General features: G+C 41.7%; 25 protein-coding genes. 16 read left to right on the forward strand and 9 right to left on the reverse strand.

Features of this window, described 5'->3' with window-relative positions; genetic code table 11:
• Positions 1-197, forward strand: a 197-nt coding sequence (locus tag ACWIUE_RS11205) for a hypothetical protein (protein ID WP_454136858.1), incomplete at its 5' end; no start/stop codon positions are given.
• Here ACWIUE_RS11205 and ACWIUE_RS11210 read toward each other — a convergent pair.
• Positions 149-553: a glycosyltransferase family 9 protein gene (locus ACWIUE_RS11210; RefSeq protein WP_454136885.1), complete on the reverse strand. Its 405-nt coding sequence runs from the start codon at positions 551-553 to the stop codon at positions 149-151. The genes ACWIUE_RS11205 and ACWIUE_RS11210 overlap by 49 nt on opposite strands.
• 20 nt (positions 554-573) lie before the next feature.
• Complete coding sequence (locus ACWIUE_RS11215) at positions 574-1,218, reverse strand: glycosyltransferase family 9 protein (protein WP_454136859.1); 645 nt, start codon at positions 1,216-1,218, stop codon at positions 574-576.
• A gap of 111 nt (positions 1,219-1,329) precedes the next feature.
• On the opposite strand from ACWIUE_RS11215, the gene ileS reads away from it, so the two are divergent.
• On the forward strand, positions 1,330-4,131 hold the full coding sequence (gene ileS / locus ACWIUE_RS11220) for an isoleucine--tRNA ligase (protein WP_454136860.1): 2,802 nt from the start codon (positions 1,330-1,332) through the stop codon (positions 4,129-4,131).
• A 46-nt stretch (positions 4,132-4,177) separates the two neighbouring features.
• Here the strand turns inward: ileS and ACWIUE_RS11225 are convergent, their stop codons facing one another.
• Positions 4,178-4,303 carry a hypothetical protein gene (locus ACWIUE_RS11225; RefSeq protein WP_454136861.1) on the reverse strand — a complete coding sequence of 42 codons (126 nt, stop codon included), beginning with the start codon at positions 4,301-4,303 and terminating at the stop codon, positions 4,178-4,180.
• 152 nt (positions 4,304-4,455) lie between these two features.
• Here ACWIUE_RS11225 and ACWIUE_RS11230 point away from each other — a divergent pair, with 152 nt between their 5' ends.
• From ACWIUE_RS11230 to ACWIUE_RS11240, 3 genes are read left to right on the forward strand one after another with little or no spacing between them, the layout of a single operon-like run.
• Complete coding sequence (locus tag ACWIUE_RS11230; protein WP_454136862.1) at positions 4,456-4,689, forward strand: hypothetical protein; 234 nt, start codon at positions 4,456-4,458, stop codon at positions 4,687-4,689.
• Between the two features lie 53 nt (positions 4,690-4,742).
• A complete protein-coding gene (locus ACWIUE_RS11235; protein WP_454136863.1) occupies positions 4,743-5,330 on the forward strand; it encodes a TetR/AcrR family transcriptional regulator in 588 nt (195 codons plus the stop codon).
• 36 nt (positions 5,331-5,366) lie between these two features.
• A complete protein-coding gene (locus ACWIUE_RS11240) occupies positions 5,367-7,469 on the forward strand; it encodes an RNA degradosome polyphosphate kinase (RefSeq protein ID WP_454136865.1) in 2,103 nt (700 codons plus the stop codon).
• Here the strand turns inward: ACWIUE_RS11240 and ACWIUE_RS11245 are convergent.
• Together ACWIUE_RS11245 and ACWIUE_RS11250 are read right to left on the reverse strand one after the other, a co-directional pair.
• Entirely contained in the window at positions 7,444-7,734 is a 291-nt protein-coding gene (locus tag ACWIUE_RS11245) for a hypothetical protein (RefSeq protein WP_454136866.1), read from the reverse strand. The genes ACWIUE_RS11240 and ACWIUE_RS11245 overlap by 26 nt on opposite strands.
• A complete protein-coding gene (locus ACWIUE_RS11250; protein ID WP_454136867.1) occupies positions 7,722-9,137 on the reverse strand; it encodes a glycosyltransferase family 2 protein in 1,416 nt (471 codons plus the stop codon). The genes ACWIUE_RS11245 and ACWIUE_RS11250 overlap by 13 nt, the downstream gene beginning before the upstream one ends.
• On the opposite strand from ACWIUE_RS11250, the gene ACWIUE_RS11255 reads away from it, so the two are divergent.
• From ACWIUE_RS11255 to ACWIUE_RS11305, 11 genes are all read left to right on the forward strand, one after another.
• On the forward strand, positions 9,132-9,275 hold the full coding sequence (locus ACWIUE_RS11255) for a hypothetical protein (protein ID WP_454136868.1): 144 nt from the start codon (positions 9,132-9,134) through the stop codon (positions 9,273-9,275). The genes ACWIUE_RS11250 and ACWIUE_RS11255 overlap by 6 nt on opposite strands.
• Positions 9,276-9,379: 104 nt before the next feature.
• Complete coding sequence (locus ACWIUE_RS11260; protein WP_454136869.1) at positions 9,380-10,936, forward strand: peptide MFS transporter; 1,557 nt, start codon at positions 9,380-9,382, stop codon at positions 10,934-10,936.
• Positions 10,933-12,906, forward strand: a complete 1,974-nt coding sequence (locus ACWIUE_RS11265) for an aminopeptidase P family protein (RefSeq protein ID WP_454136870.1) — start codon at positions 10,933-10,935, stop codon at positions 12,904-12,906. The genes ACWIUE_RS11260 and ACWIUE_RS11265 overlap by 4 nt, the downstream gene beginning before the upstream one ends.
• A gap of 153 nt (positions 12,907-13,059) precedes the next feature.
• Positions 13,060-13,815, forward strand: a complete 756-nt coding sequence (gene pyrF, locus ACWIUE_RS11270) for an orotidine-5'-phosphate decarboxylase (protein WP_454136871.1) — start codon at positions 13,060-13,062, stop codon at positions 13,813-13,815.
• Positions 13,815-14,675, forward strand: a complete 861-nt coding sequence (gene panC, locus ACWIUE_RS11275; RefSeq protein ID WP_454136872.1) for a pantoate--beta-alanine ligase — start codon at positions 13,815-13,817, stop codon at positions 14,673-14,675. The genes pyrF and panC overlap by 1 nt, the downstream gene beginning before the upstream one ends.
• Positions 14,676-14,687: 12 nt before the next feature.
• A complete protein-coding gene (locus tag ACWIUE_RS11280; RefSeq protein ID WP_454136873.1) occupies positions 14,688-15,902 on the forward strand; it encodes a hypothetical protein in 1,215 nt (404 codons plus the stop codon).
• Positions 15,903-16,102: 200 nt separating this feature from the next.
• Complete coding sequence (locus ACWIUE_RS11285; RefSeq protein WP_454136887.1) at positions 16,103-16,894, forward strand: methyltransferase family protein; 792 nt, start codon at positions 16,103-16,105, stop codon at positions 16,892-16,894.
• Between the two features lie 117 nt (positions 16,895-17,011).
• Entirely contained in the window at positions 17,012-18,214 is a 1,203-nt protein-coding gene (locus tag ACWIUE_RS11290; RefSeq protein WP_454136875.1) for a phosphoglycerate kinase, read from the forward strand.
• A gap of 44 nt (positions 18,215-18,258) precedes the next feature.
• Complete coding sequence (gene corA / locus ACWIUE_RS11295; protein WP_454136876.1) at positions 18,259-19,221, forward strand: magnesium/cobalt transporter CorA; 963 nt, start codon at positions 18,259-18,261, stop codon at positions 19,219-19,221.
• A gap of 125 nt (positions 19,222-19,346) precedes the next feature.
• Positions 19,347-19,637 (forward strand): hypothetical protein, encoded by a 291-nt coding sequence (locus ACWIUE_RS11300; RefSeq protein ID WP_454136878.1) that lies wholly within the window; start codon positions 19,347-19,349, stop codon positions 19,635-19,637.
• Positions 19,574-20,305, forward strand: coding sequence for a TerC family protein (locus ACWIUE_RS11305; protein ID WP_454136879.1), 732 nt, complete (start codon positions 19,574-19,576; stop codon positions 20,303-20,305). Before ACWIUE_RS11300 ends, ACWIUE_RS11305 begins: the two co-directional genes overlap by 64 nt.
• Before the next feature lie 118 nt (positions 20,306-20,423).
• On the opposite strand, the gene ACWIUE_RS11310 is transcribed toward ACWIUE_RS11305, so the two are convergent.
• The 4 genes from ACWIUE_RS11310 to ACWIUE_RS11325 all read right to left on the reverse strand — a co-directional run.
• Positions 20,424-20,672, reverse strand: a complete 249-nt coding sequence (locus ACWIUE_RS11310) for a hypothetical protein (RefSeq protein WP_454136881.1) — start codon at positions 20,670-20,672, stop codon at positions 20,424-20,426.
• Positions 20,673-20,683: 11 nt separating this feature from the next.
• Positions 20,684-21,022: a hypothetical protein gene (locus ACWIUE_RS11315; protein WP_454136882.1), complete on the reverse strand. Its 339-nt coding sequence runs from the start codon at positions 21,020-21,022 to the stop codon at positions 20,684-20,686.
• A 35-nt stretch (positions 21,023-21,057) separates the two neighbouring features.
• A complete protein-coding gene (locus ACWIUE_RS11320) occupies positions 21,058-21,558 on the reverse strand; it encodes a hypothetical protein (RefSeq protein ID WP_454136883.1) in 501 nt (166 codons plus the stop codon).
• 5 nt (positions 21,559-21,563) lie between these two features.
• Positions 21,564-21,813 (reverse strand): hypothetical protein (locus ACWIUE_RS11325; RefSeq protein ID WP_454136884.1); only part of this gene is annotated, 250 nt, incomplete at its 5' end.

Below are 21,813 nucleotides of genomic sequence, written 5' to 3' on the forward strand. Positions count from 1 at the left end.
GTTGTCGCGAAGTTAGAAAAAGACATTTGGATGCTAAAAGCGCAATTAAGCTAAATGCCTTTAAGATTCGCTTGCGAATCCAACAAATCGTGGCGAATCTTTTTTTGCCGACTTTTTTGCTCCATTTTTTGCCCCAAAATCCAAAACCTTACAAATCTAAATGCCCCTTTAAAAATATCAAAAGTTTTTGCTTGTAAATTATGTCATTTTCATCGCTGTGAAATGGCATTACAAACGGCGCGAATCGCCCACCATAAGTCCCGCCACGCCATCGCTTTAACATTTTGTGCGTGTAAATGCCTAGCGTAGGCACTTGCAGATTATCGGCAATATGCACATTGCCCGTATCCACGCTAATTAGCGCGTTGCAATGCGCACTCATCGCCACAATATTTAGCAAATCTGCGTTATTTTTAAAAATCGCCACATTTGGCGCGATAAAGGGCTCTAAATGCGCATTTGGCGGACAAAGCACTACAAAATCAAAATCGCTAAATTCACTTGCCAACGATTCGACAATCTCACGCCACGATTCAAACGAAAAATATCCCACACCGCCCGAGCCAAAGAAATTTACGCCGATGAGTTTGCGGGGTTTGTGAGATTCATAAGTTGCATAAGATTTGTTTGATTCGCACGATTCACACTCACTAACATTCGCAACATTCTTATTTTGCCCCCCCCATTTGCGTTTTGGCGCATTTGATTTTGCCACACTTGCGCTAAAAAATTCTCCACAAAATCGCTATTTTGTCGCGTGAATCGCAACTTTGCCCCACTAAAATCCACGCTTTTTATTTTGCTATCAAATGCGCGTTTGTCGATTAGTCGCACAAGGCGCAGTAGATTATCACTTTCGGGACGCATTTTGGTAGAAAAATTATAGTCGTTTATAAAGCGCGGGGATAGCAAAGTTAATAAATGTGCGCGAATGATGATTTTCTTTGCGTTTGTGGCTTTGGCGATGGCGATATTTGCGGTGTTTCGGTGTGTGCTGATAAAAAAATCGATATTTGGGATATCATAAATCGCGTTTGGATTTGCCTCCACATTTAGCAGATTGTCGATAAATGGGAGGTTTGCATAGAGATTTGCGCCGATATTGTTTGTCGCTACGATTAGATTCGCGCTTGGAAAAAGTGCCTTAATCGCGTAAATTGCGCGAATCGCCACGACATTATCGCCGATTTTTATCGCTCTATGAAGTAAAATTGTCATTTTTGCCCTTTTTTACGAAATATTAACGCCATTTTGGGGGCAATTATAGCATATTAAAAATTTTTCGCTAAAATTTCAATCTTTTTTAATCCCAAACTTTAAAGGCATTTTATGGAAAAAACCGAGCAAAAAAACTACAAAGACACGCTAAATTTAGCCGAATCGCCCTTTGCAATGAGGGGCAATCTCCCCGCAAATGAGCCAAAAATCTATGCAAAATGGCGCGAAAATGATTCATTTGCATTTATGGGGCAAAAGCGTAAAGATTCGCCAAAATCTTTCACACTCCACGATGGACCGCCCTATGCAAATGGGCATTTACACATAGGACACGCGCTAAATAAGATTTTAAAAGATATTGTGGTGAAATATCATTATTTTCAAGGGGAGCGCGTTTTTTACACGCCGGGGTGGGATTGCCACGGATTGCCTATCGAGCAACAAGTTGAAGTGGCACTTGGCAAGGACAAAAAAGATTCGTTGCCAAAAAAAGAGATTCGCGCCCTTTGCAGGGAGCACGCAAAAAAATTTGTCGGCATTCAAAGCGATGAATTTCAAAATTTTGGCGTTTTGGGGGACTTTAAAAATCCCTACAAAACGATGGATTTTGCTTTTGAGGCGGACATTTATCGCTGTCTTTGTGCGATTGCAAGGCAGGGGCTTTTGAGTGAGCGAAGCAAGCCTATTTATTGGAGTTGGGCGTGTAAGACGGCGTTAGCGGACGCAGAAGTCGAGTATAAGGACAAAGTCTCTGATTCGATTTTCGTGGCGTTTGAGATGAGTGATAGCGCGAAAGATAAGTTGGGTGCGCCAAATGCAAAGGCTGTGATTTGGACTACTACGCCTTGGACGCTCCCTGCAAATCAAGCAATCGCGCTAAATCCAAATGAGACTTACGCGCTCACAAGTGAGGGCTACATTTTTGCTAAAAAATTAGTAGAAAATATGGTGAGCGAGGGCATTACAAAGGGCAAAATTGTAAGAGAATTTGAAGCGGATTTTTTAAGCGACACAAGCGCGATAAATCCGCTAAATGGACGGACATCCAAAATCATCTTTGGCGAACACGTATTGATGGATAATGGTAGCGGACTAGTGCATTCTGCGCCCGGACACGGCGAAGATGACTATTTCGTATGTCGCAAATTTGGCATTGAAGAAGTGCTAATGCCTGTCGATGACAGGGGTTGCTTTGATGAATCTTTGGCGAATCTTGGACTTTTAAGGGCGGAAGTTGCGAATGAATTTGTGGGGATGCACATCTTTAAAGCGCAACCAAAAATCTTAGAATTGCTTGGCGAAAACCTGCTAAAACACACAAAAATCACGCATTCATATCCGCATTGTTGGCGTTCGCACGAGCCTGTGATTTACCGCGCAACAAAGCAGTGGTTTATTTTGATGGATAAGCCCTTTTTTTCTGGCAAAACTCTGCGCCAAATCGCATTAGATGAAATCGAAAAAATCGCCTTTTATCCAAAGTCAGGCTACAATCGCTTAAAGTCGATGATTGAAAATCGCCCTGATTGGTGCATTTCTAGGCAGAGAGATTGGGGAGTGCCACTAGCATTTTTTAGGGATAAAAAAAGTGGCGAAATCGTGCTAGATTCGCGAATCCTTACATTTTTAGCCGAATCTTTTGAGCGAGAGGGTTGCGATATTTGGTGGAGCAAAAAAGTCGTGGATTTGCTCCCGCCACTTTTGCGTGATAGGGCTGATGAGCTAGAAAAATGCGACAATATTTTAGATGTGTGGTTTGATAGCGGAAGCACTTGGAGCGCGGTTTTGAGTGGCGCAAATGAGAGTGAAAGCACAAATCCGCCACCGCCAAAATACAATGCGGGAGGCTATCCAGCGGATATGTATTTAGAGGGGAGCGACCAGCATAGAGGGTGGTTTCAAAGCTCTTTGCTAATTTCTTGTGCCATCAATCACAAAGCCCCATTTAAGAGCATTTTGACGCACGGATTCACCGTTGATGACAATGGCGAAAAGATGAGCAAATCAAAGGGCAATGTAGTCGCCCCTGAATCGGTGCTAAAAGAATATGGTAGCGAGATTTTGCGCCTGTGGGTGGCGTTGAGCGATTATCAAGGCGATTTGAAAATCTCTAAAAATATTTTGAAGCAAATCGCCGAGCAGTATCGCAAGATTCGCAATTCACTGCGCTTTATCCTTGCAAATACGAATGATTTGGCGCAAATCGATTTAAACGCGCTTGGCGAAATTGACAAGTGGATTTTAAATGAAGCGCAAAAAACGCTAACTTGCGCAAACGCGCTTTTTAGCGAATATGAGTTTTCAAAGGCTTTTAGCGTGGTTATGAGCTTTGTGGCAAATGAATTAAGCGGGATTTATTTTGATTTGACAAAGGATATTTTATACTGCGATGGGCGCGAATCAAAGGCGCGTGTGGGGATTCAAAGTGCGCTTTGTATCATCGCGCAAAAATTATTTGCGTTTTTTGCGCCCGTGCTGACTTACACGATAAATGAAGCGATTGAGTGCGCAAATCCCGCTCTAAAAGGCGATTTGCAAAGTGTATTTGATTGCAAATATGATGATACCTTTGAATCGTATGCTTTGAGTGCGGACTTCAATCTTTTGCTAAAAATCCGCGAATCCTTTGGCATAGAAATCGACAAACTAAAAAAAGACAAAGTCATAAAATCCGCGTTAGAGTTAGAAATCAGCGTAGAATCTAGCGCACAGATTGATAGCGAAATTTTGGCAAATCTCTTAATCGTAAGTGGCGCGAAAAAATGCGTAGAAAATCCGCTTTTTAGCATTGAAACAGATGGCGTAGTGGTGAAAATCGCCAAAGCCACCGCACACAAATGCGAACGCTGTTGGCGATATTTGGCAAAGAGTGATGGCGGAATATGCGAGCGATGCGAAAAGGTGGTGGGATAGATTCTGCGAAAATCATATTAGATTCTGCGTTTTTTGTATTGTTTGATTAGATTCTGCGATTTACATAAAAATCGCAGAATCTCGCGCAAAAATCGCAGAATCTAAACGCAGAATCTTGCGTATTTTTCGTCATTGCGAGGCAGTTTGAGCGATAGCGAAAACAACGAAGCAATCTATTTAGGGGGCTTGTGAATTAAATGCGAATCGCGGACTTTATGCGAATCTAAATTTAATTTATTGATTCATTTTTAAATCATTGATTTTATTTGCCTTTTAGATTCGCGTGATTTGGATTGCTTCGCCTTGCTATCGCAAGGACTCGCAATGACAAAAAAAGGTGTGGATTGCTTCGGCACTTCGTGCCTCGCAATGACGGATTATTTTACCCACCCCCTTAATCCCCCTCCGCAAGGGAGTGGGAGGGGAAAAGTTTTGGATTCTGCGTTTCGCACGAAATTCGCAGAATCTAAACGCAGAATCTCGCGCAAAAATCGCAGAATCTGCCACCAAATTCACGCAAAATTCACACCAAATCCACACAAAATCACCACTTTTTAATCCATTTTTTCGCAGAATCTGCTAAAATCTATGATTTGATTATGGGGGCAAAAATGGCAAAAGTCACAAAAGAGCAGATTATCGAGAAAACGCGCAAATATCTAAAATCGCTTGGTGTTTTGAAAAGCATTAGTTTATGCGCGATTCTGCGATATATAGGCATTTCAAAGGGTGTGTTTTATTATCATTTCAAAGATAAAGATGAGTTGCTTTATGAGGTGATGATACCTGAGATTCGCAAAAAAGAGGCGGAGATAAGCAAGCACATTGCTACGCTCCCCACGCTAAAAGAGCGATTGCATTTTATGTTTGAGCTGTATGAAAATGAGAAATTGGAGAAAGAGTTAAAGGCGGTTGAGAATTTTACCATTTATTTTTTCTTTGAGAGTAGCGATATTGGCAAGTTGAAGGCATTTAAGAATATTCATAATGAAATCATCAAATCCCGCAAAACGCTCATCCACCAGCAGATTCGCTACTATAATATCAAAATCACAAAGGACATTAGCATTTTGGTGGATTATATTATTGAAACGATGATTTTTTATCACATTTATCATAAAAAGCTAAATGGCAAGTCCCCGCGCCGCGAGATTATTAGCGTTATTGATATGCTATGTAAAATGCTTGATAAAAAATAGTATAATTTGCAACTTTAAATTTTGGAGGAAAAAAGTATGAAAAAATTATTTTTTAACCGCGAGTTGTCGTGGTTGCGATTCAATACCCGTGTGCTAAATGAAGCAAGTAACAAAAAAATCCCGCTTTTTGAGCGACTAAAATTTATCGCCATTTATGGCACGAATTTAGATGAATTTTATATGGTGCGCGTAGCGGGGCTAAAACGGCTTTATTTGGCAGGAATCACCGATTGTGGTGCGGATAAACTTACGCCGCGTGAGCAACTAATTGCGATTCGTAGCTATATCCACAAAGAGCAAGAGCGATTAGAGGCGTTGTTTGAAGAGATTCGCAAAGAGGCTGAAAAAGAGCATTTGTTTATCAAATCATTTTCGCAACTAAATGAGAGCCAAAAAAAGCACCTAAAAGAGTTCTTTTTTAGCGATTTGTATCCCATAATCGTCCCAATCATCGTTGATTCAACGCACCCATTTCCGCATTTCAACAATCTATCCTTTGGAATGGCAATCAAACTAAAAGACACCACAAACAAAAACAAAACCAAATTTGGAATGGTGCGAATCTCACGAATGTTGCCTAGATTTATCCAAGTAACAGACAATAATAACTCGGAGGGCATTTATGTGCCGATTGAAATGGTTGTGGGCGAATTTATCGGCGATATTTTTGAAGGTTGCGAAGTTTTGAGCTACACTTCATTTAGAGTTACGCGCAATGCGGATATGGAGATTGAAGAAGAGGAAGCCGATGACTTTTTGGAGATTATGACAGAGGGGCTAAAATCGCGCAGAAAAGGCGAGATTGTCCGCTTAGAAATAGGCGAAACAGAGGATAATAGTTTGGTTAATTTTATCTCTGAGCATATCAAAATCGATAAAGATGACATTTATAGCTACAAAATACCTTTGAATCTAAGCGCTTTGTGGCAGATTGTAGGGGCGAATCGATTCGCGCATTTGCGATTGCCAAATTTCAACGCAAAAACGCTCCCACCGCTAAATAACACAATCGACATTTTTAAAAGTATCGATTCAGGCGACATTGCGATGTATCACCCATATCAAAGCTTCGACCCTGTGGTGAATTTCATACAAAGCGCGGCAAACGACCCAGATGTGTATAGCATTCGTATGACGCTCTACCGCGTGGGCAAAAATTCGCCCATTGTCAAAGCACTCGCCCAAGCAGCGGAAAACAATAAACAAGTTAGCGTCCTAGTGGAGCTAAAAGCGCGCTTTGATGAGGAAAACAATCTCTATTGGGCAAAGGCGTTAGAAACCGCAGGGGCGCATGTGATTTATGGAATCCCGGGCTTAAAAGTTCACGCCAAAATCGCGCTTGTAGTGAAAAAAATCGGTGGCGAATTTAAAAAATATGTCCATCTCTCAACGGGCAATTACAACCCAGCCACCGCGAAAATCTACACGGATATTAGCTTTTTTACCGCAGATGAGGGCATTACAAATGACGCTATCAAACTTTTTCACACGCTATCCACAGGATATTCGCACCAAGCGCGCCTAGATTCGCTATTTGTCGCGCCTACGCAGATTAAGCCAAAAATTTTGGAGCTAATCAAAGACGAGGCAAAAAAGGGCAAGGACGGCTACATTATCCTAAAAGCAAACGCCGTAGTTGATGTTGATGTCATTGAGGCACTCTATGCGGCAAGTAAGGCGGGGGTAAAAATCGATATGATAGTGCGAGGAATCTGCTGTCTAATCCCGCGCTTATGCGGCGTTAGCGACAATATCCGCGTGGTGTCAATTATCGGCAAGTATTTGGAGCACGCACGAATCTATTATTTCAAACACGCAAACCCGCAGATTTACTTTGCTAGTGCGGATTTAATGCCACGAAATTTGGAAAAACGAGTGGAGATTATGACGCCCGTGAAAAACAAAAATATCGCTGAAAAATTGCTAGAAATTTTAAAAGCACAAATCGCCGATAACTGCCAAGCACACGAGCTAGGGGCAGATGGCGAATACACAAAATTATCGCCAAAAGATGGCGAAAACGCGCTAAATTCGCAAGATGAATACGAAAAATATATCAATTTGCTTTACAACTCATCTGCAAGCACGCAGGACAGCAAAGCAAAGAAATTAGTCAAAAAAATGATGGGTGAATCGTGAGAATTTCGCAGAATCTAGCGCAGAATCTGTGTTTAGATTCTGCGAAATTTGTATTTTTTTGATTAGATTCTGCGCTTCGCACGAAAAATTCCCCCTCCCTTGCGGAGGGGGATAAAGGGGGCGGGTAAAATAATCCGTCATTGCGAGAATTTGACTTGTCAAATTCGTGGCAATCTAATTCGTAGATTCTGCGTTTCGCAGAATCTAATAAAATTTCGCAGAATCTCGCCATCAATGAAAATCTCAAATCCCCTACGATTTCCAAATCTTTTTTATTCTCCGTTTTATCGCACTTAGTATTGTGTAAATACCATAGATTCTCCACAAAATAGGCGAGTTGTAATAGGCATATCGCCTTTTGCTTTTTGGCAAATATTTACCACCAAATCGCCCAGCCATCGCCAAAAATTCGCCTTGCATTTGATACGGGTCGCACTCAAAGTCCATAATCGCGCTAGATTCTGCAAGCAGGTGCGCTAAAAACTGACTTTGCAATTTGTGGCATAGATTTTTATTGCTATGATTTTCTAAAAATTTCGCAAATTCTACCGCAATTTTCACCCAGCTAAACGCGCTAAAATACGCCCACGCGGTATTTGTGTCGGCAAAATATTTTTGCAGTGGCGCGACAAATGGAGGCAAAATCTTTTGCTTAAAAGAAGCGAAATTCTGCGTAGAATCGCGCCGTATGCGGTAGTTTGTAAGAGGCAGTGGCAAAAGCGCAATGCGCGCACTCTGCGCAAAAAGCAGCTCGGCAAAGAGCACATCCTCCCAAATCACGCCATCCAAAAAGCGCAAATTTATGTTTTGCAAATACCGCCAATCTATGAGAATATCCCACGCATTGGAAAGAAACTGGCGATTTAGCTCCCTTGCGCGATTTAGCACATCTACACCACAAATCACGCCCTTTTGTGTGTATTTGTAAGATGAAATCCAGCTAAATCCCCCCCCCCCGTTAGTATTTGGCGTATCGCTATTTTTTGGCGTGCCATCGATGAAATTATGCCAGCTAAACCACACAATCTCAGCATTATGCTTTATCGCAGAATCTACGCATTTTTCTAATAAATCCGCCTCCCAAAAATCATCGGAGTCTAAAAATATAATGTAGTCGATTTTGGGTGGGGTTAGATTCGTGTGATTTGGGTGAGTGTAAAAAGTCATTTGTGAATCCTCTGCAAGTGAGGAGGAATCTTTGGATTGCTTCGATTCGCGTTGCGAATCTCGCAATGACGAATCTTTTGAATCCTCCGCAATTCTAGTATCTTGCGCGAGATTCGTGGGTTGTGCCGAAAAATTCGAGTGAGATAGAACTATCGGTTCATCGAGCGAGAATTTTTCAAACTTCCGCGAAGATTGTGTAAGAGACGAATTGCCCACAAGTGAATTAGCAAAGTAGGAAATCCCCGCATTTCTTGCGCTACTTAATCCTCCATTTGCCTTGTCAATCAGCACGAATCGCTTATCTCTTGCGACATATTCTAGCGCGATTTTTAAACTCTCGCTTTTAGATTCGCCCTCCAAAATATCCGTGCTGCCATCATTTACAAGCACTGCGTGAAAATTGCCATAAGTTTGTGCGAGGACCGAATCCAAGCACTCACGCAAATACGGCGCGACATTGTAAATTGGTATCACAACTCCGACTTTGGGATTGTTTTGCATAAATATTTCCTTTTTATTGTAAAATTTAAAGTTGCAATTTTAGCCAAAAAATCGCAGAATCTGTGGTTTTTTCGCGCTAGATTCTGCGATTTAAATCATATTTTAGATTCTGCGCTATTTCGCAGAATCTATGCGTAATTTTTGCAAAAATATCGTAAATTTTCATTGCTTTGTTTGCAATGTGGCGTATTTTGTCGCTAAAATATCGCTTTTAAAATTTGTAAAATTATAAGGATTTTTCGATGGCAAAAGGCAACTCGCTAAAAAACGATTCAGCAAAAAATAACGCAAAAAATGATTCAGCAACAAACAACCCATTAGATTCTGCGTTTATCGGGCATCCAAAGCCACTTTTTTCACTTTCAATGACAGAAGTTTGGGAGCGATTTTCATTTTATGGGATTCGCCCGCTACTTGTGCTTTTTATGGCGGCGGCGATTATGGATGGCGGACTTGGGATTGCGCGTGAGAGTGCTTCTGCGATTGTCGGGATTTATGGCGGGTGCGTGTATCTTGCCACATTGCCCGGCGGATGGCTTGCGGATAACTTTTTTGGACAAAAACGGGCGGTGCTCGTTGGCGCGGTGATTATGGCACTTGGGCATTTATTTATCGCGCTGTCGTATTTCACGCAAATTGCGTTCTTTTTAGGACTTTGCTTTATTGCCATCGGCTCTGGGTTGTTTAAGACTTGCGCGAGTGTGATGGTGGGTATGCTTTACAAAGATGGCGACGCACGGCGCGATAGCGGATTTACGATTTTTTATATGGGGATAAATTTGGGCGCATTTGTCGCGCCACTACTTTGCGGACTAGCGCAAAAAGAGATTGGGTGGCACTTGGGATTTGGCGTGGGCGGGATTGGTATGCTGATTTCGCTGGTGATTTTTTACTTTAAAACGCTAAAAGATTTTAGCGAGTTTGATAAAAAAGTCGGCTTTGAGCATAGTATCGAAGCACCGCCGATTCGACATAGATTTGCCCTGCCTTTTATTTTTGGGTTTATTGTGATTTTTGCGGGGGTATTTTTGCTTGTGGCAAGTGGGATTTTGGAGATAAATCCCATTTCGCTATCAAAAAATATGATTTTAATCATCGCAGTGGCGTCAGGACTTTACTTTTTCTACCTTTATTTTTTGTGTAACTTAAATAAGGCAGAGAAGAAAAATCTTATTTTATTAGCGATTTTATATCTCGCATCGGCGTTCTTTTGGTCGGCATTTGAGCAGCAGCCGACTTCATTTAATCTCTTCGCCCACGATTTCACAAATCGAGTCATTTTTGGATATGAAGTCCCTGCCGCGTGGTCGCAGTCGCTAAATCCGCTTTTTATCATCGCATTTGCCCCGCTTATGAGTATGCTTTGGGTATTTTTGGCAAGGCGGGGCTGTGAGTTAAGCTCGATTACCAAATTCGCACTTGGGATTATCTGCGCTGGGTTGGGATTTGCCATAATGATTTTTGCGTCAAAGGCGGTGATTGCAAGCGGACAAAGTGTCTCAATGTGGTGGATTGTGATAAGTATGTGGTTTTTAACGATGGGTGAGCTGTGTCTCTCGCCTGTGGGGCTATCGATTATGACAAAGCTTGCGCCAAATGTCATTCGCTCATCTGTGATGGCACTTTGGTTTATCAGCTCGGCACTTGGCAATGTCATCGCTGGACTTATCGGCGGGGGCGTGCATAGCGATAATATTCACGCATTACCCGATTTATTTGCGCAGTGTGCGTGGGTGCTATTTATCGTGGCGGGGGTTATGTTTGGTATCAAAATATTTGTTAAGAGACTTACAAAATGATTAAATCTCGCCTAAAATCCCTGCGAAAATTGATGACTTCGCAGAATCTAAACGCATTTATAATCCCAAGCAACGACATTCATAACAACGAATATTTGCCCCCTTGCTTTAAAGATAGGGAGTTTATGAGCGGATTTAGTGGCTCGGCGGGGACGCTAATTATCTTGCCAAAAAAGGCGTATTTATGCACCGATGGACGCTACTTTATCCAAGCACAGCGCGAGTTAGAAGGCAGTGGGATTGCTTTGCATAAGTCGCCAAATTATGCAGAATTTTTGCGTGGCGTTTTGAAAAAAGGCGATTGCGTGGGGGTGAATGCAAAAACGCTTTCAATTAGCGCACACAAAGAGTTAAAAACCGCGCTAAAAGGCGTAGATATTAGATTCTGCGATTTGGTAAGTGAAATTTGGGAGCGTCCGCCTTTGCCTTGCAATGCGATTTATCCGCAAGGGCGCGAGTTTATCGGCGCAGAATCTAGCGAAAAATTAGCGCAGATTCGCGCGAAAATGGCGGAGTTTGGTGCGGATTGCCACTTCATAAGTGCGCTTGATGATATTGCGTGGATTACGAACTTGCGCGGGAGCGATATCGAGTATAATCCCGTGTTTATGAGCTTTTTGCTAATCTCAAAGGCGGAGGCGGTGCTATTTGCGCAAAATCTCGCTCCCAAATTATCGCAGAATCTAAAAAAGCAAGGTTTTAAGATTTGCGAATATAATCGCGTTGAAACGGCACTTTGCAAAATCAAAAATGCAAAAGTTTTGCTAGACGCGAGAAAAACGAGCATTTACATCGCAAAAGTGCTTAAAGCAGGGCAAAATAAGATTATCAAACGCACAAATCCAAGTGCGACTTTAAAAGCGATGAAAAACGAAGCTGAATTAGCGCACATAAAAAATGCGATGATAAGCGATGGCGTGGCGTTGTGCGAGTTTTTCGCGTGGCTTGAATCGCGGATAAAAAAAGGGCAAGATTTTGCGGATTCTAAAATCCGCCCCTCCCTTGCGGAGGATAATTCGCATTCTCTCCCCCTCCCTTGCGGAGGGGGATTAAGGGGGTGGGTTAAATCACAAAAAAATAGTAGCGCAAAATTTGGCAATAACGACTTTACCCACCCCCTAGCCCCCTCCGCAAGGGAGGGGGGACAAATCGATTCAAACTCCGCAAGAAATGGGGCAAACAAAACAAACTCCACAAATCTCACAGAATTAGACATCGATACGCAAATCACCGCATTTCGCGCGAAAAATCCGCTTTTTGTAGGCAACTCATTTGCCACGATTGCAGGGTTTAATGCAAATGGCGCACTGCCCCACTACCGCGCCACGCAGGACAATCACAGCGAGATTTTTGGCGATGGATTGTTGCTGATTGATTCAGGGGCGCAGTATCAAAATGGGACGAGCGATATTACCCGTGTGGTGGGCGTGGGGCGTGTGAGCGAAGCGCAAAAGCGCGATTATACGCTAGTTTTAAAATCGCTTATCGCCCTATCCACCGCAGTTTTCACACCAAAGATTGCCTTGCCTTTGCTTGACTGCCTTGCACGTGCGCCTTTGTGGCGTGAAGGTATCGAATATATGCACGGCACGGGGCACGGCGTGGGATATTTTCTAAATGTCCACGAAGCACCGGTGGCAATTTCGCATTTTGCCACGCCAAATGCGGAGAATATCGCGCAGGTGGGGATGATTACATCGATTGAGCCGGGCATTTATCGCGAGGGCAAATGGGGCATTCGACTAGAAAATTTGGTGGCGATTGTAAGTGATAAAAGCACGGAGTTTGGCGAGTTTTTGCGCTTTGAGACGCTCACACTTTGCCCGTTTGAAAAGGACTTAATCAACTTTAAAATGCTAAATAGCGCAGAATCTGCGTGGTTAAAGGACTATAATGCCAAAGTTTTTACCGCCCTATCCCCGCACCTAAAAGGACACGCATTAAAATGGCTAAAAAGGCAAGTTGAATAAAAAGTCAAGGCAGATTCTGCGATTCGCAGAATCTATCCCATTCTAAATTCAAATTTTGCTAAAATTGCGTTTTAGTTTTGCAAAATTTGCAAAATTTAGATTGCCACGCCTTGCATTCGCAAGTCTCGCAATGACAACAAACAAAGGACGCAAATGCCTAGCCTAATCATCGCCCTTGATATGCCAACAAAAGCGCAAAATGTGGCACTCTGTGCGAATCTAGCGCAAACTCTCAAAAAAAGCGATTTGCAAAATCTCTACCTAAAAATCGGGCTTCGTAGCTTTATCCGCGATGGTGTGGCGTTTGTGAGAGAAATGCAGAGTTTAAATTTTAGGATTTTTTTGGATTTGAAACTCTATGATATTCCAAATACGATGATGGATTCGCTCCGTGAAATAGCGGATTTGGGCGTGGATATAGTTACGATTCACGCATCAGCTGGGCGAATCGTAATGAGTGAGATTGCAAAATTTACGCATAGCACGAAAAATACGCCCCTTATTTTTGCTGTAACCGCGCTTACTAGCTTTGATAATGGTGGATTTAGCGAGATTTATAACTGCGACATTGAAAAAGGCGTGGCGAATCTTGCGCGAATCGCGGCGGAATGCAAAATCGATGGCATTGTGTGTTCGCCTTTTGAGAGTGCGCTTGTCAAAGAAAAATTCAATCTTTTGACGCTCACACCTGCGATTCGCCCTGTGAAAAGTGATTTTGATGATTTTGGCGCGGATTTTGCGCTAGATTTGCCAAATCCAAAAGATGACCAAAATCGTGCCTCCACGCTATCCTTTGCGCTAAATCAAAAAAGCGATTTTTTAGTCATCGGGCGTCCTATTTACACGCACAAAAGCCCCGCACTGCTTACAAAATTCATACTTCAAAAATTACAAAATGGAGACAAATAATGGACATTTTACGCACAAAAAATGATTTGCGCTTGTGGCGCAAGAGTTTGGCGCATAAGCGGATTGGATTTGCCCCTACGATGGGCGCGTTGCACGATGGGCATCTATCGCTATTTCGCGCAAGTAAGCACGATAATGAAAAAACGATTGCTTCGATTTTCGTAAATCCCGCGCAATTTGGGGTAAATGAGGACTTTGATAAATATCCGCGAAGTGAAGCGCAGGATTTGGAGCTATGCGAGAAAAACGGCGTAGATGCGGTGTTTTTGCCCACTATCGCTGAAATGTATGATAGTGGCAATGAAACTAACATAATCCCGCCCAAAAATCTAGCAAACGCCTTTGAGGGCGGACTTCGTGCGGGGCATTTTAATGGTGTGCTTCGCGTGGTGATGAAATTTTTTAATCTCATTCGCCCAAATTGCGCGTATTTTGGGCAAAAGGACGCACAGCAACTTCTCATCATCAAAAAAATGGTTAGCGATTTGTTTATGCCAATAATTATCGTGCCTTGCGAGATTGTGAGAGATAAAAATGGTTTGGCGTTAAGCTCACGCAACAAATATTTAAATGCAAATTCTTACCAAAACGCCCTAAAAATCCCACGCGCAATAAATGCCGTGCGAGTGGCTTATGAAAAGGGCGAGTGCGATTCAAAGGTGCTAGAAAATATCGCGCTCTCACACATTGAAAGCCTAACGATTGATTATTGTAAAATCGTGGATTTTAATTTGCATAAAGCAAAAAAGGCACTTAGAAATGCTACAATTTTGCTTCTTGCGGTGCGCGTGGCAGTCCCTAGCGCACACAGAGCGGGGCAGATAAGCGAAGTGCGATTGCTTGATAATATTTGGTTTTGAAAGGATTTGTGTATGAAAAAGATTTTACTTGTGATGTTTGTGGTGTTTGCGCTGTTGAATGCAGAAGATTCTGCGGTAAGTGGCGATAGTAGCGAAAATAAATTTATCGATGCCCTAAAAGGCGGCGAAAAAAGCGGTGATATAAACTTGCTCTTTGACTTTGCGAACTCATCACAGCGGACAGATTCGTATTTGGCGACTTCGTTTGGACTTTATTATAAAAGCGATTTTTATGGATATTTTAGATTGCATTTGGGATTTCGCGGGGCGTTGCCACTTTGGGAGCAAAGTCGAAATTTGCAAACGCAAGGTGGCAAAGGTAGCGCGTCAAAGGACTTTTGGGATAATAATATCGCGATGATTGCGCGGAGTTATTTAGAGTATTTTGATGGCGATACGGCGATAAAGGCGGGGCGGATTGAGAGTAAAACTGATATGATTGATAAGCACTTTGATGGCGTGTGGATTAGCAATAATAGCGTGGGGTGGCTACTAATTGACGCGATTTATGTCAATCAATTTGGGCGCGTTTTGGATAGAGAATTAAGCGGATTTGAGAGTTTTAAGCGATATGATGGCAAAAATGCGGGATATGGTGGCGGATATTATTTGGGGGCAACCTTTGAAGCGTGGGAGTGGTTGCACTTTAAGGCGTATGGATTTTACGCGCCACGAATCTATGCCTTTGTGGCGGGTAAAGCGGAGATTGAAACGCGGTATTTTGTGATGGATGCGGGATTTGTCGGGGGATTTGAAGATAAATATTCGGCATTTAGAGATTCTGCGACAAGTCATTTGATTCACGCGGATATTGGCGGGAGATATGATTCGCAATATGGGCTATTTTACGCCACTGCGGGGTATAGAAACACTCATAGCGAAGCGGGTATTGGCTCGCTAAATACGCTTGGAGATTCATTTAATCCATTTTTTTATTTCAGTGGCAATGCGCTTGAAAATGCCCGTGATGTGCATTTAATCTATGGTAAATTGGGATTTAAAGTCGATTTTTTAGATATTTATTTGGCGTATGGATATAATTTTTTTAGGGGCGATTTTTCGCGCAATGGGAGTGCTAGAAACGCGCAAGGCGAAGTGGATTTGTATTTTGATTGGCGATTTAGCAAGTGGAGTGCGATAAATTTATATTTGATAAACACGCACGGCGCGAAGCTATCTGTGCCAAATGAAACGAAATTTGGCTTTATGCTGAAATTGAGCTTGTGAGATTTGGCGAATTTTATTTCGTTGTCATTGCGAGATTCTGCGATTCGCAGAATCTATGGCGAAAATTAAAGCAGATTCTGCGATTCGCAGAATCTAGGGCGAAAATATGGATTGCCACGAATTTACTTCGTAAATTCTCGCAATGACGGATTGGATTCTGCGATTTTCATAAAATTCGCAGAATCTAGGGGTGATTTTTGGTGAAAAACGCAGAATCTAGGGGTAATTTTTGGCGAAAAACGCAGAATCTAGGGCAAATTTTAAAGCAGATTCTGCGATTCGCAGAATCTAGCGCAAAAATTAAAAGGGGAGAGAAAATGCAATTAAAAGATAGATTGAAAAACGAAGGCGATTTTTTGTTTCGGTGGCGCAGTTACTTGCCTTTGGTGCTTGTGCCTTTTATTGTGGCGATTATTTTTTGCTTTGAATTGCCACTTTTTGATGGCAAATCTTATAATAACGCACTGATTATTTTCTCGCTTTTTATCGGACTTGCGGGGCAGATTTGGCGTATTTTTGTCGTGGGATACGCGCCAAAGGACACTTCGGGGCGAAATACAAAAGAGCAAAAAGCGGAGGTTTTAAACACAAGCGGTTTATATGCTACCTGCCGCAATCCGCTTTATTTTGGCAATTTTTTGATGATGTTATCCCCCGTGATAATGCTTGGAAATTGGATTTTTGCTTTGCTATTTTGTCTTGCATTTTGGCTTTATTATGAGCGAATCATCTACGCAGAAGAGGCATTTTTAAGCAAAAAGTTTGGCGAAGCGTATCAAAAATGGTGCGATTCTACGCCCTGCTTTTTGCCAAATTTAGCGCGTTACAGCAAAAACTCTCTGCCATTTTCGCTAAAATCTACCTTGCGCAGAGAATATAACTCACTTTTTGGCTTGGCAAGCTCGCTATTTGCGACAAATATTTTATTTTGCGCCATTAAAAATTTGCAAATAGGGGGGGGGGGGAATCATAATGCCAAGTGCGATTATTAGCGCGTTTTTCGCACTCTGCCTAGTGATTTTTATAATCGTGCGATTTTTAGTTAAAAAAACAAGCATTTTATCAGTAGAAAATAGATAAAATTTCACATTTTTAAAAAAGGGGGAGAAATGAAAAATATTCAAATGATGCAAAGCGTGAAATCCGTGCGCGATATAGATGTGAAGGATAAGCGGATTTTGATTCGCGTGGATTTTAATGTGCCGATGGATGCGGACTTTAATATCTCCGATGACAAGAGGATTCGCGAGGCAATACCTACGATAAATTATTGCATTGACAATGGCGCAAAGCATATCATTTTGGTAAGCCACTTGGGGCGTCCAAAGGGCAAAGATTCAAAGTATTCGCTAAAACATATCATAAAACGATTGGAGCGTTTGCTTGATAAATCTATCGTATTTACCGAGCGAATCGATAGTGTGCCAAGCATAATCGCCACGCTTGAAATGAAATCAGTGATTTTGCTAGAAAATATCCGCTACTATGAGGGCGAGGAAAAAAACGAGGAATTTTTAAGCAAACAGCTTGCATCAATTTGCGATATTTTCGTAAATGACGCATTTGGCACAAGCCATCGCAAACATAGCTCTACTTTTGGCATAGCCAGCTTTGCAAAAGAAAAAGTCGCAGGGCTTTTGCTAAAAAAAGAGATTGATTCATTTGCAAAGGCTCTCACAAATCCGCTTCACCCCGTGCTTTTGATAGTCGGCGGCTCTAAGGTCAGCTCAAAACTAACTTTGCTAGATAATATTTTGGAAGTGGTGGATAGAATCATAATCGGCGGGGCGATGAGCAATACTTTTTTAAAAGCCGTAGGCTATGATATGCAAAAAAGTTTCACAGAGGACAATTTGCTAGAAGAAGCACGGCGAATCCTCCGCCACGCCAAAGAAAAAGGCGTAAAAATCTACTTGCCTGTCGATGTTGTCAGCACCGATGATATAAAAACGCACAAAAATATCAAAATCACCCCAGCACAAGACATACCAGAAGATTTTATGGCAGTAGATTCGGGACCTGCGAGTATTAAGCTATTTGGCGAGGTGATTCGCGATAGTGAGACGATTATTTGGAATGGACCGATTGGGATTTATGAGATTTCGCAGTTTTCGCGTGGGACTTTTAATCTAGCGCATTATATCGCCGATACCTACGCATTTAGCCTAATTGGCGGTGGCGATACGGCGGACGCTGTGGATAAGGCAGGTGAGATTGATAATATGAGCTTTATATCCACAGGTGGCGGGGCTTCGCTTGAACTTTTGGAGGGCAAAATTTTACCCGCATTTGAAGTTTTGGATAGAAAATAAGGGCGAATCTATGCTATGCGTGGCGAATCTTTAAGGGGCGAAAAATGATAAATATCTTTGCAAAGCGCAATTCGCTAGTTTCAAAATACACTTATGATTCGATGGAGGACATTGAGGGCAAAAATATCCTTTGGCTTGACTTGCTAAATCCTAGCATTGAGGAAATTGGCGCGATTTCAAATATCTATGACATTGCAATCCCTACCAAAGAAGAGCGCGAAGAGATTGAATCATCGGCTAGATATTGGGAGGATAAGGATTCGATTACCATAAACACGCGCTTTTTGGTAAAGCTAGGGCAGGGCGATTTGGATGGCAATTCGCGCGATGAGACGATTACATTTTTGCTTTGCAAAAGTATGCTTTTTACGATTCGTTACAGCGAATTTCAGGTGTTTGATGACATTGAACGGCGCGTTTTGGCGTCCCCGCGCAATTTTGAGGATGGATATGATTTGATTGCCAAAATCTTTGAAGTGCGAATCGAAAAGGACGCCGATATGATTGAAAATTTCACGCGTGATATTAGAAGTCTGCGAAAAGGCGTCTTTGAAAATCAATTCGATTATAACGAAGTGCTTGGCTCTCTCTCAAATCTGCAAGATGTCAGCACACGGCTGCGCGATTCGCTCTTTGACAAACGGCGTGCGTTAAGTGCGCTTTTGTCAAGCAACAAGCCAGACGCCGATGTCAAGCGCAATATCACTACGATTATAAAAGACTTAAATTCGCTAATTGACTTTTGCGTGGTGAATATGAATGCGCTTGATAATATCCACGCGCTTTTTGCCTCCCAAATCAATATCGAGCAAAACAAAATCATCAAACTTTTCACCGTCGTAACCGTGGCGATGATGCCACCTACGCTAATTGGGACGATTTACGGGATGAATTTCGAGCATATGCCCGAGCTGAAACTCACTTACAGCTACCCGATAGTCGTGCTTGTGATGATAATCTCGACTATTTTGCCTATCGTGTATTTTAAGAAAAAGGGGTGGTTGTGATGGGCGCGATTGTCTCTTTGAGTGATTTCGTGGCAATCTAAAAAATGGCAAATTTTCGCGATAGATTCTGCGAATTAGCGCAGAATCGCAGAATCTGTGTTTTTTTATATTAGATTCTGCAATTTTTGGCGAATTTCCGTCATTGCGAGAAGTCGCGCGTTAGGGCGACTTCGTGGCAATCTATATTTTTTAATCTTATGGATTGCTTCGGCACTTCGTGCCTCGCAATGACGAAGTTTGAGGTAGATTCTGCGAATTTTGGCGAATTTCATATTAGATTCTGCGTTTTTTGTTTGATTCGCAGAATCTTGCCCCAAATCGCAGAATCTACATTTTTAAAAAAAGGACAAAAATGGAATTACTTGATTTTTCTTGGATTTTCTCGGCGGAGGCGTGGATTGCGCTTGTTACGCTGACGCTTTTAGAGATTGTGCTTGGCATTGATAATATCATTTTTATCGCCATTTTGGTTACGCGCCTACCACAAGAGCAGCGGGATAGGGCGCGGATTTTGGGACTTGCACTAGCGATGATTACGCGAATCGCCCTTCTTGCGTCAATCTTTTGGATTATGAAGCTTGTAAATCCGCTATTTAGCGTCTTTGGCAATGAGATTTCGGGCAAGGATTTGATTTTAATCGGCGGCGGGTTGTTTCTCATTTGGAAAAGCACACACGAGATTCACGCGCAAACGCAAGGCGAAGCGCACGATAATTTCGACACCGCCAAAAAGGCGAGTTTTGCGGGGATTTTGGTGCAAATTGCGATTTTGGATATTGTGTTTTCGCTTGATTCAGTTATCACGGCGGTGGGGATGGCAAAGGACTTGCCTGTGATGATTTTAGCCGTGATTATCGCGGTTTTTGTGATGATGTTTGCAAGCAAATATATTGCGCGATTTGTCGATGATAATCCAAGCATTAAGGTTTTGGCGCTGGCATTTTTGATTTTGGTGGGTGTGACGCTGATTGCCGATGGGTTTGACTTTCATATCTCAAAGGGCTACATTTACTTTGCGATGGCGTTTTCTCTGGCTGTTGAATCAATCAATATTTATATTAGCAAAAAAAGTCGGAGAAATTAGCGGAAGTGCTGTTGTCATTGCGAGAAGTCGTGCTTCACACAAAATCGCAGAATCTAAATAGTTTTTGAGGCAGATTCTGCGTTTTTCGTGCGATTCGCAGAATCTTGTATAAATCTCCCTAAAATCCCAAATATCGCTTTTGCTTGTTGCTCTTTGGCTTTTTGTATGGGTCTATTGTGCCTTTTTTGCCTGTGTATGGATTTGTGTTGCCTTTTGTTGAATAATTATCCATCTGCGATTTATTTGGCTTTGTCCTATAATGCGGTGGCACATATCTGCCGTTTTTGTCCGTGTAGCCTTTGATATAAACATCTCTTGCAATAGCCACATTCAGCATAAATATCGCTAAAAGTAAGATTTGTAGCATTTTATCCTCCGCTATAAATTATTCCCTAATTCAATAAAACTATTAGCCTTCTCTCTCAATTTATCGGCAATAGTTCTTAACATTCTACCTGTTGCATAAAGATAAATAATATATCTATCACTTTGATTGCCCCATTCTTCTAATTCATTTACCATTATATTTGATTGATAACGACAATTTTGAAACATATAGTCGCTTACGATTTTCATAGAAAGTTCCAAAGATTTATAATCATAAACATTAGGGATTGAAAATATCAAATATCCTTTTGCTGGGTCTTTATTAAAGCAATCTATCATAGCATCGGTTAATATCGTCGTTGAATCGCCAATGGTTTTGGCGTAGCTCAATGATATGGCAAGTATAATTATTAAAAATATCTTTTTCACGGGCAAATTCCAGAAAGTTGAAGTCTCCGCTTATTCTCCCAAAACACATCCTCCACGCTTTTTCTTTCATGAATATACAATGCAGAAAACATACTCCACTGATTACTAGCTTCTGCATATATACAAGCATTGCTACACATAAACTCCCAATCTTTCCAAGCATTTGGTGTGTTTGATGGGCGTTTAATAGTTTCCTGAATACCAGTTTCAAATTTGTTTGTATCAATTCTATTTGAAAATTCTGCTTCATATCCACTACTAAAAACCGCCTTGCATTTCTGAGTGTACAATATGCCATCTTCTGAAATACCTTCTTTGGGATAGTCCAATTTCATCCATATCGAAGTATAGCCCTTGAACTCCCCATCGCATATAAGCTTTGCGCAAGGTGGAGTTGTATCATATAATACAGTGTAATTAGGGTCGTAATAGCTACTGTACGCATTAAAAATCAATGCCATTACACCAAATAGCACATAACAAGCTAACTTTTTCATCTCTCTTACCTCCCATTTTCTAAAATAATCTCGCATTCTTTAACTCTATATTGCTCTTTACCGCCAAGCAAAGGATAAAGTCGCTTAATTTCATCTTTACTTAAAGGTTTCTTTGTTAGCCATATTTTTAAATGTTCCACGATATTTGATATAAAATATCCAAAGGCGCAATCTATTTCCTTTTCGATAGCATATTCATTGATAAACCGATAAAAGCTATAATGTGGGTATTTAGACTTTTCATCATACACATCA

The organism is Helicobacter sp. 23-1045, assembly GCF_053654655.1.

Bases quoted from the DNA above. Each gene is read 5' to 3' on its own strand.
- ACWIUE_RS11250 (WP_454136867.1), bottom strand. From the start codon at position 9,137: ATGCAAAACAATCCCAAAGTCGGAGTTGTGATACCAATTTACAATGTC.
- ACWIUE_RS11235 (WP_454136863.1), top strand. From the start codon at position 4,743: ATGGCAAAAGTCACAAAAGAGCAGATTATCGAGAAAACGCGCAAATAT.
- ACWIUE_RS11240 (WP_454136865.1), top strand. From the start codon at position 5,367: ATGAAAAAATTATTTTTTAACCGCGAGTTGTCGTGGTTGCGATTCAAT.
- corA (WP_454136876.1), top strand. From the start codon at position 18,259: ATGATAAATATCTTTGCAAAGCGCAATTCGCTAGTTTCAAAATACACT.
- ACWIUE_RS11290 (WP_454136875.1), top strand. From the start codon at position 17,012: ATGAAAAATATTCAAATGATGCAAAGCGTGAAATCCGTGCGCGATATA.
- ACWIUE_RS11310 (WP_454136881.1), bottom strand. From the start codon at position 20,672: ATGCTACAAATCTTACTTTTAGCGATATTTATGCTGAATGTGGCTATT.
- panC (WP_454136872.1), top strand. From the start codon at position 13,815: ATGGACATTTTACGCACAAAAAATGATTTGCGCTTGTGGCGCAAGAGT.
- ACWIUE_RS11305 (WP_454136879.1), top strand. From the start codon at position 19,574: ATGGAATTACTTGATTTTTCTTGGATTTTCTCGGCGGAGGCGTGGATT.
- ileS (WP_454136860.1), top strand. From the start codon at position 1,330: ATGGAAAAAACCGAGCAAAAAAACTACAAAGACACGCTAAATTTAGCC.
- pyrF (WP_454136871.1), top strand. From the start codon at position 13,060: ATGCCTAGCCTAATCATCGCCCTTGATATGCCAACAAAAGCGCAAAAT.
- ACWIUE_RS11215 (WP_454136859.1), bottom strand. From the start codon at position 1,218: ATGACAATTTTACTTCATAGAGCGATAAAAATCGGCGATAATGTCGTG.
- ACWIUE_RS11320 (WP_454136883.1), bottom strand. From the start codon at position 21,558: ATGAAAAAGTTAGCTTGTTATGTGCTATTTGGTGTAATGGCATTGATT.
- ACWIUE_RS11280 (WP_454136873.1), top strand. From the start codon at position 14,688: ATGAAAAAGATTTTACTTGTGATGTTTGTGGTGTTTGCGCTGTTGAAT.
- ACWIUE_RS11230 (WP_454136862.1), top strand. From the start codon at position 4,456: ATGACAAAAAAAGGTGTGGATTGCTTCGGCACTTCGTGCCTCGCAATG.
- ACWIUE_RS11265 (WP_454136870.1), top strand. From the start codon at position 10,933: ATGATTAAATCTCGCCTAAAATCCCTGCGAAAATTGATGACTTCGCAG.
- ACWIUE_RS11260 (WP_454136869.1), top strand. From the start codon at position 9,380: ATGGCAAAAGGCAACTCGCTAAAAAACGATTCAGCAAAAAATAACGCA.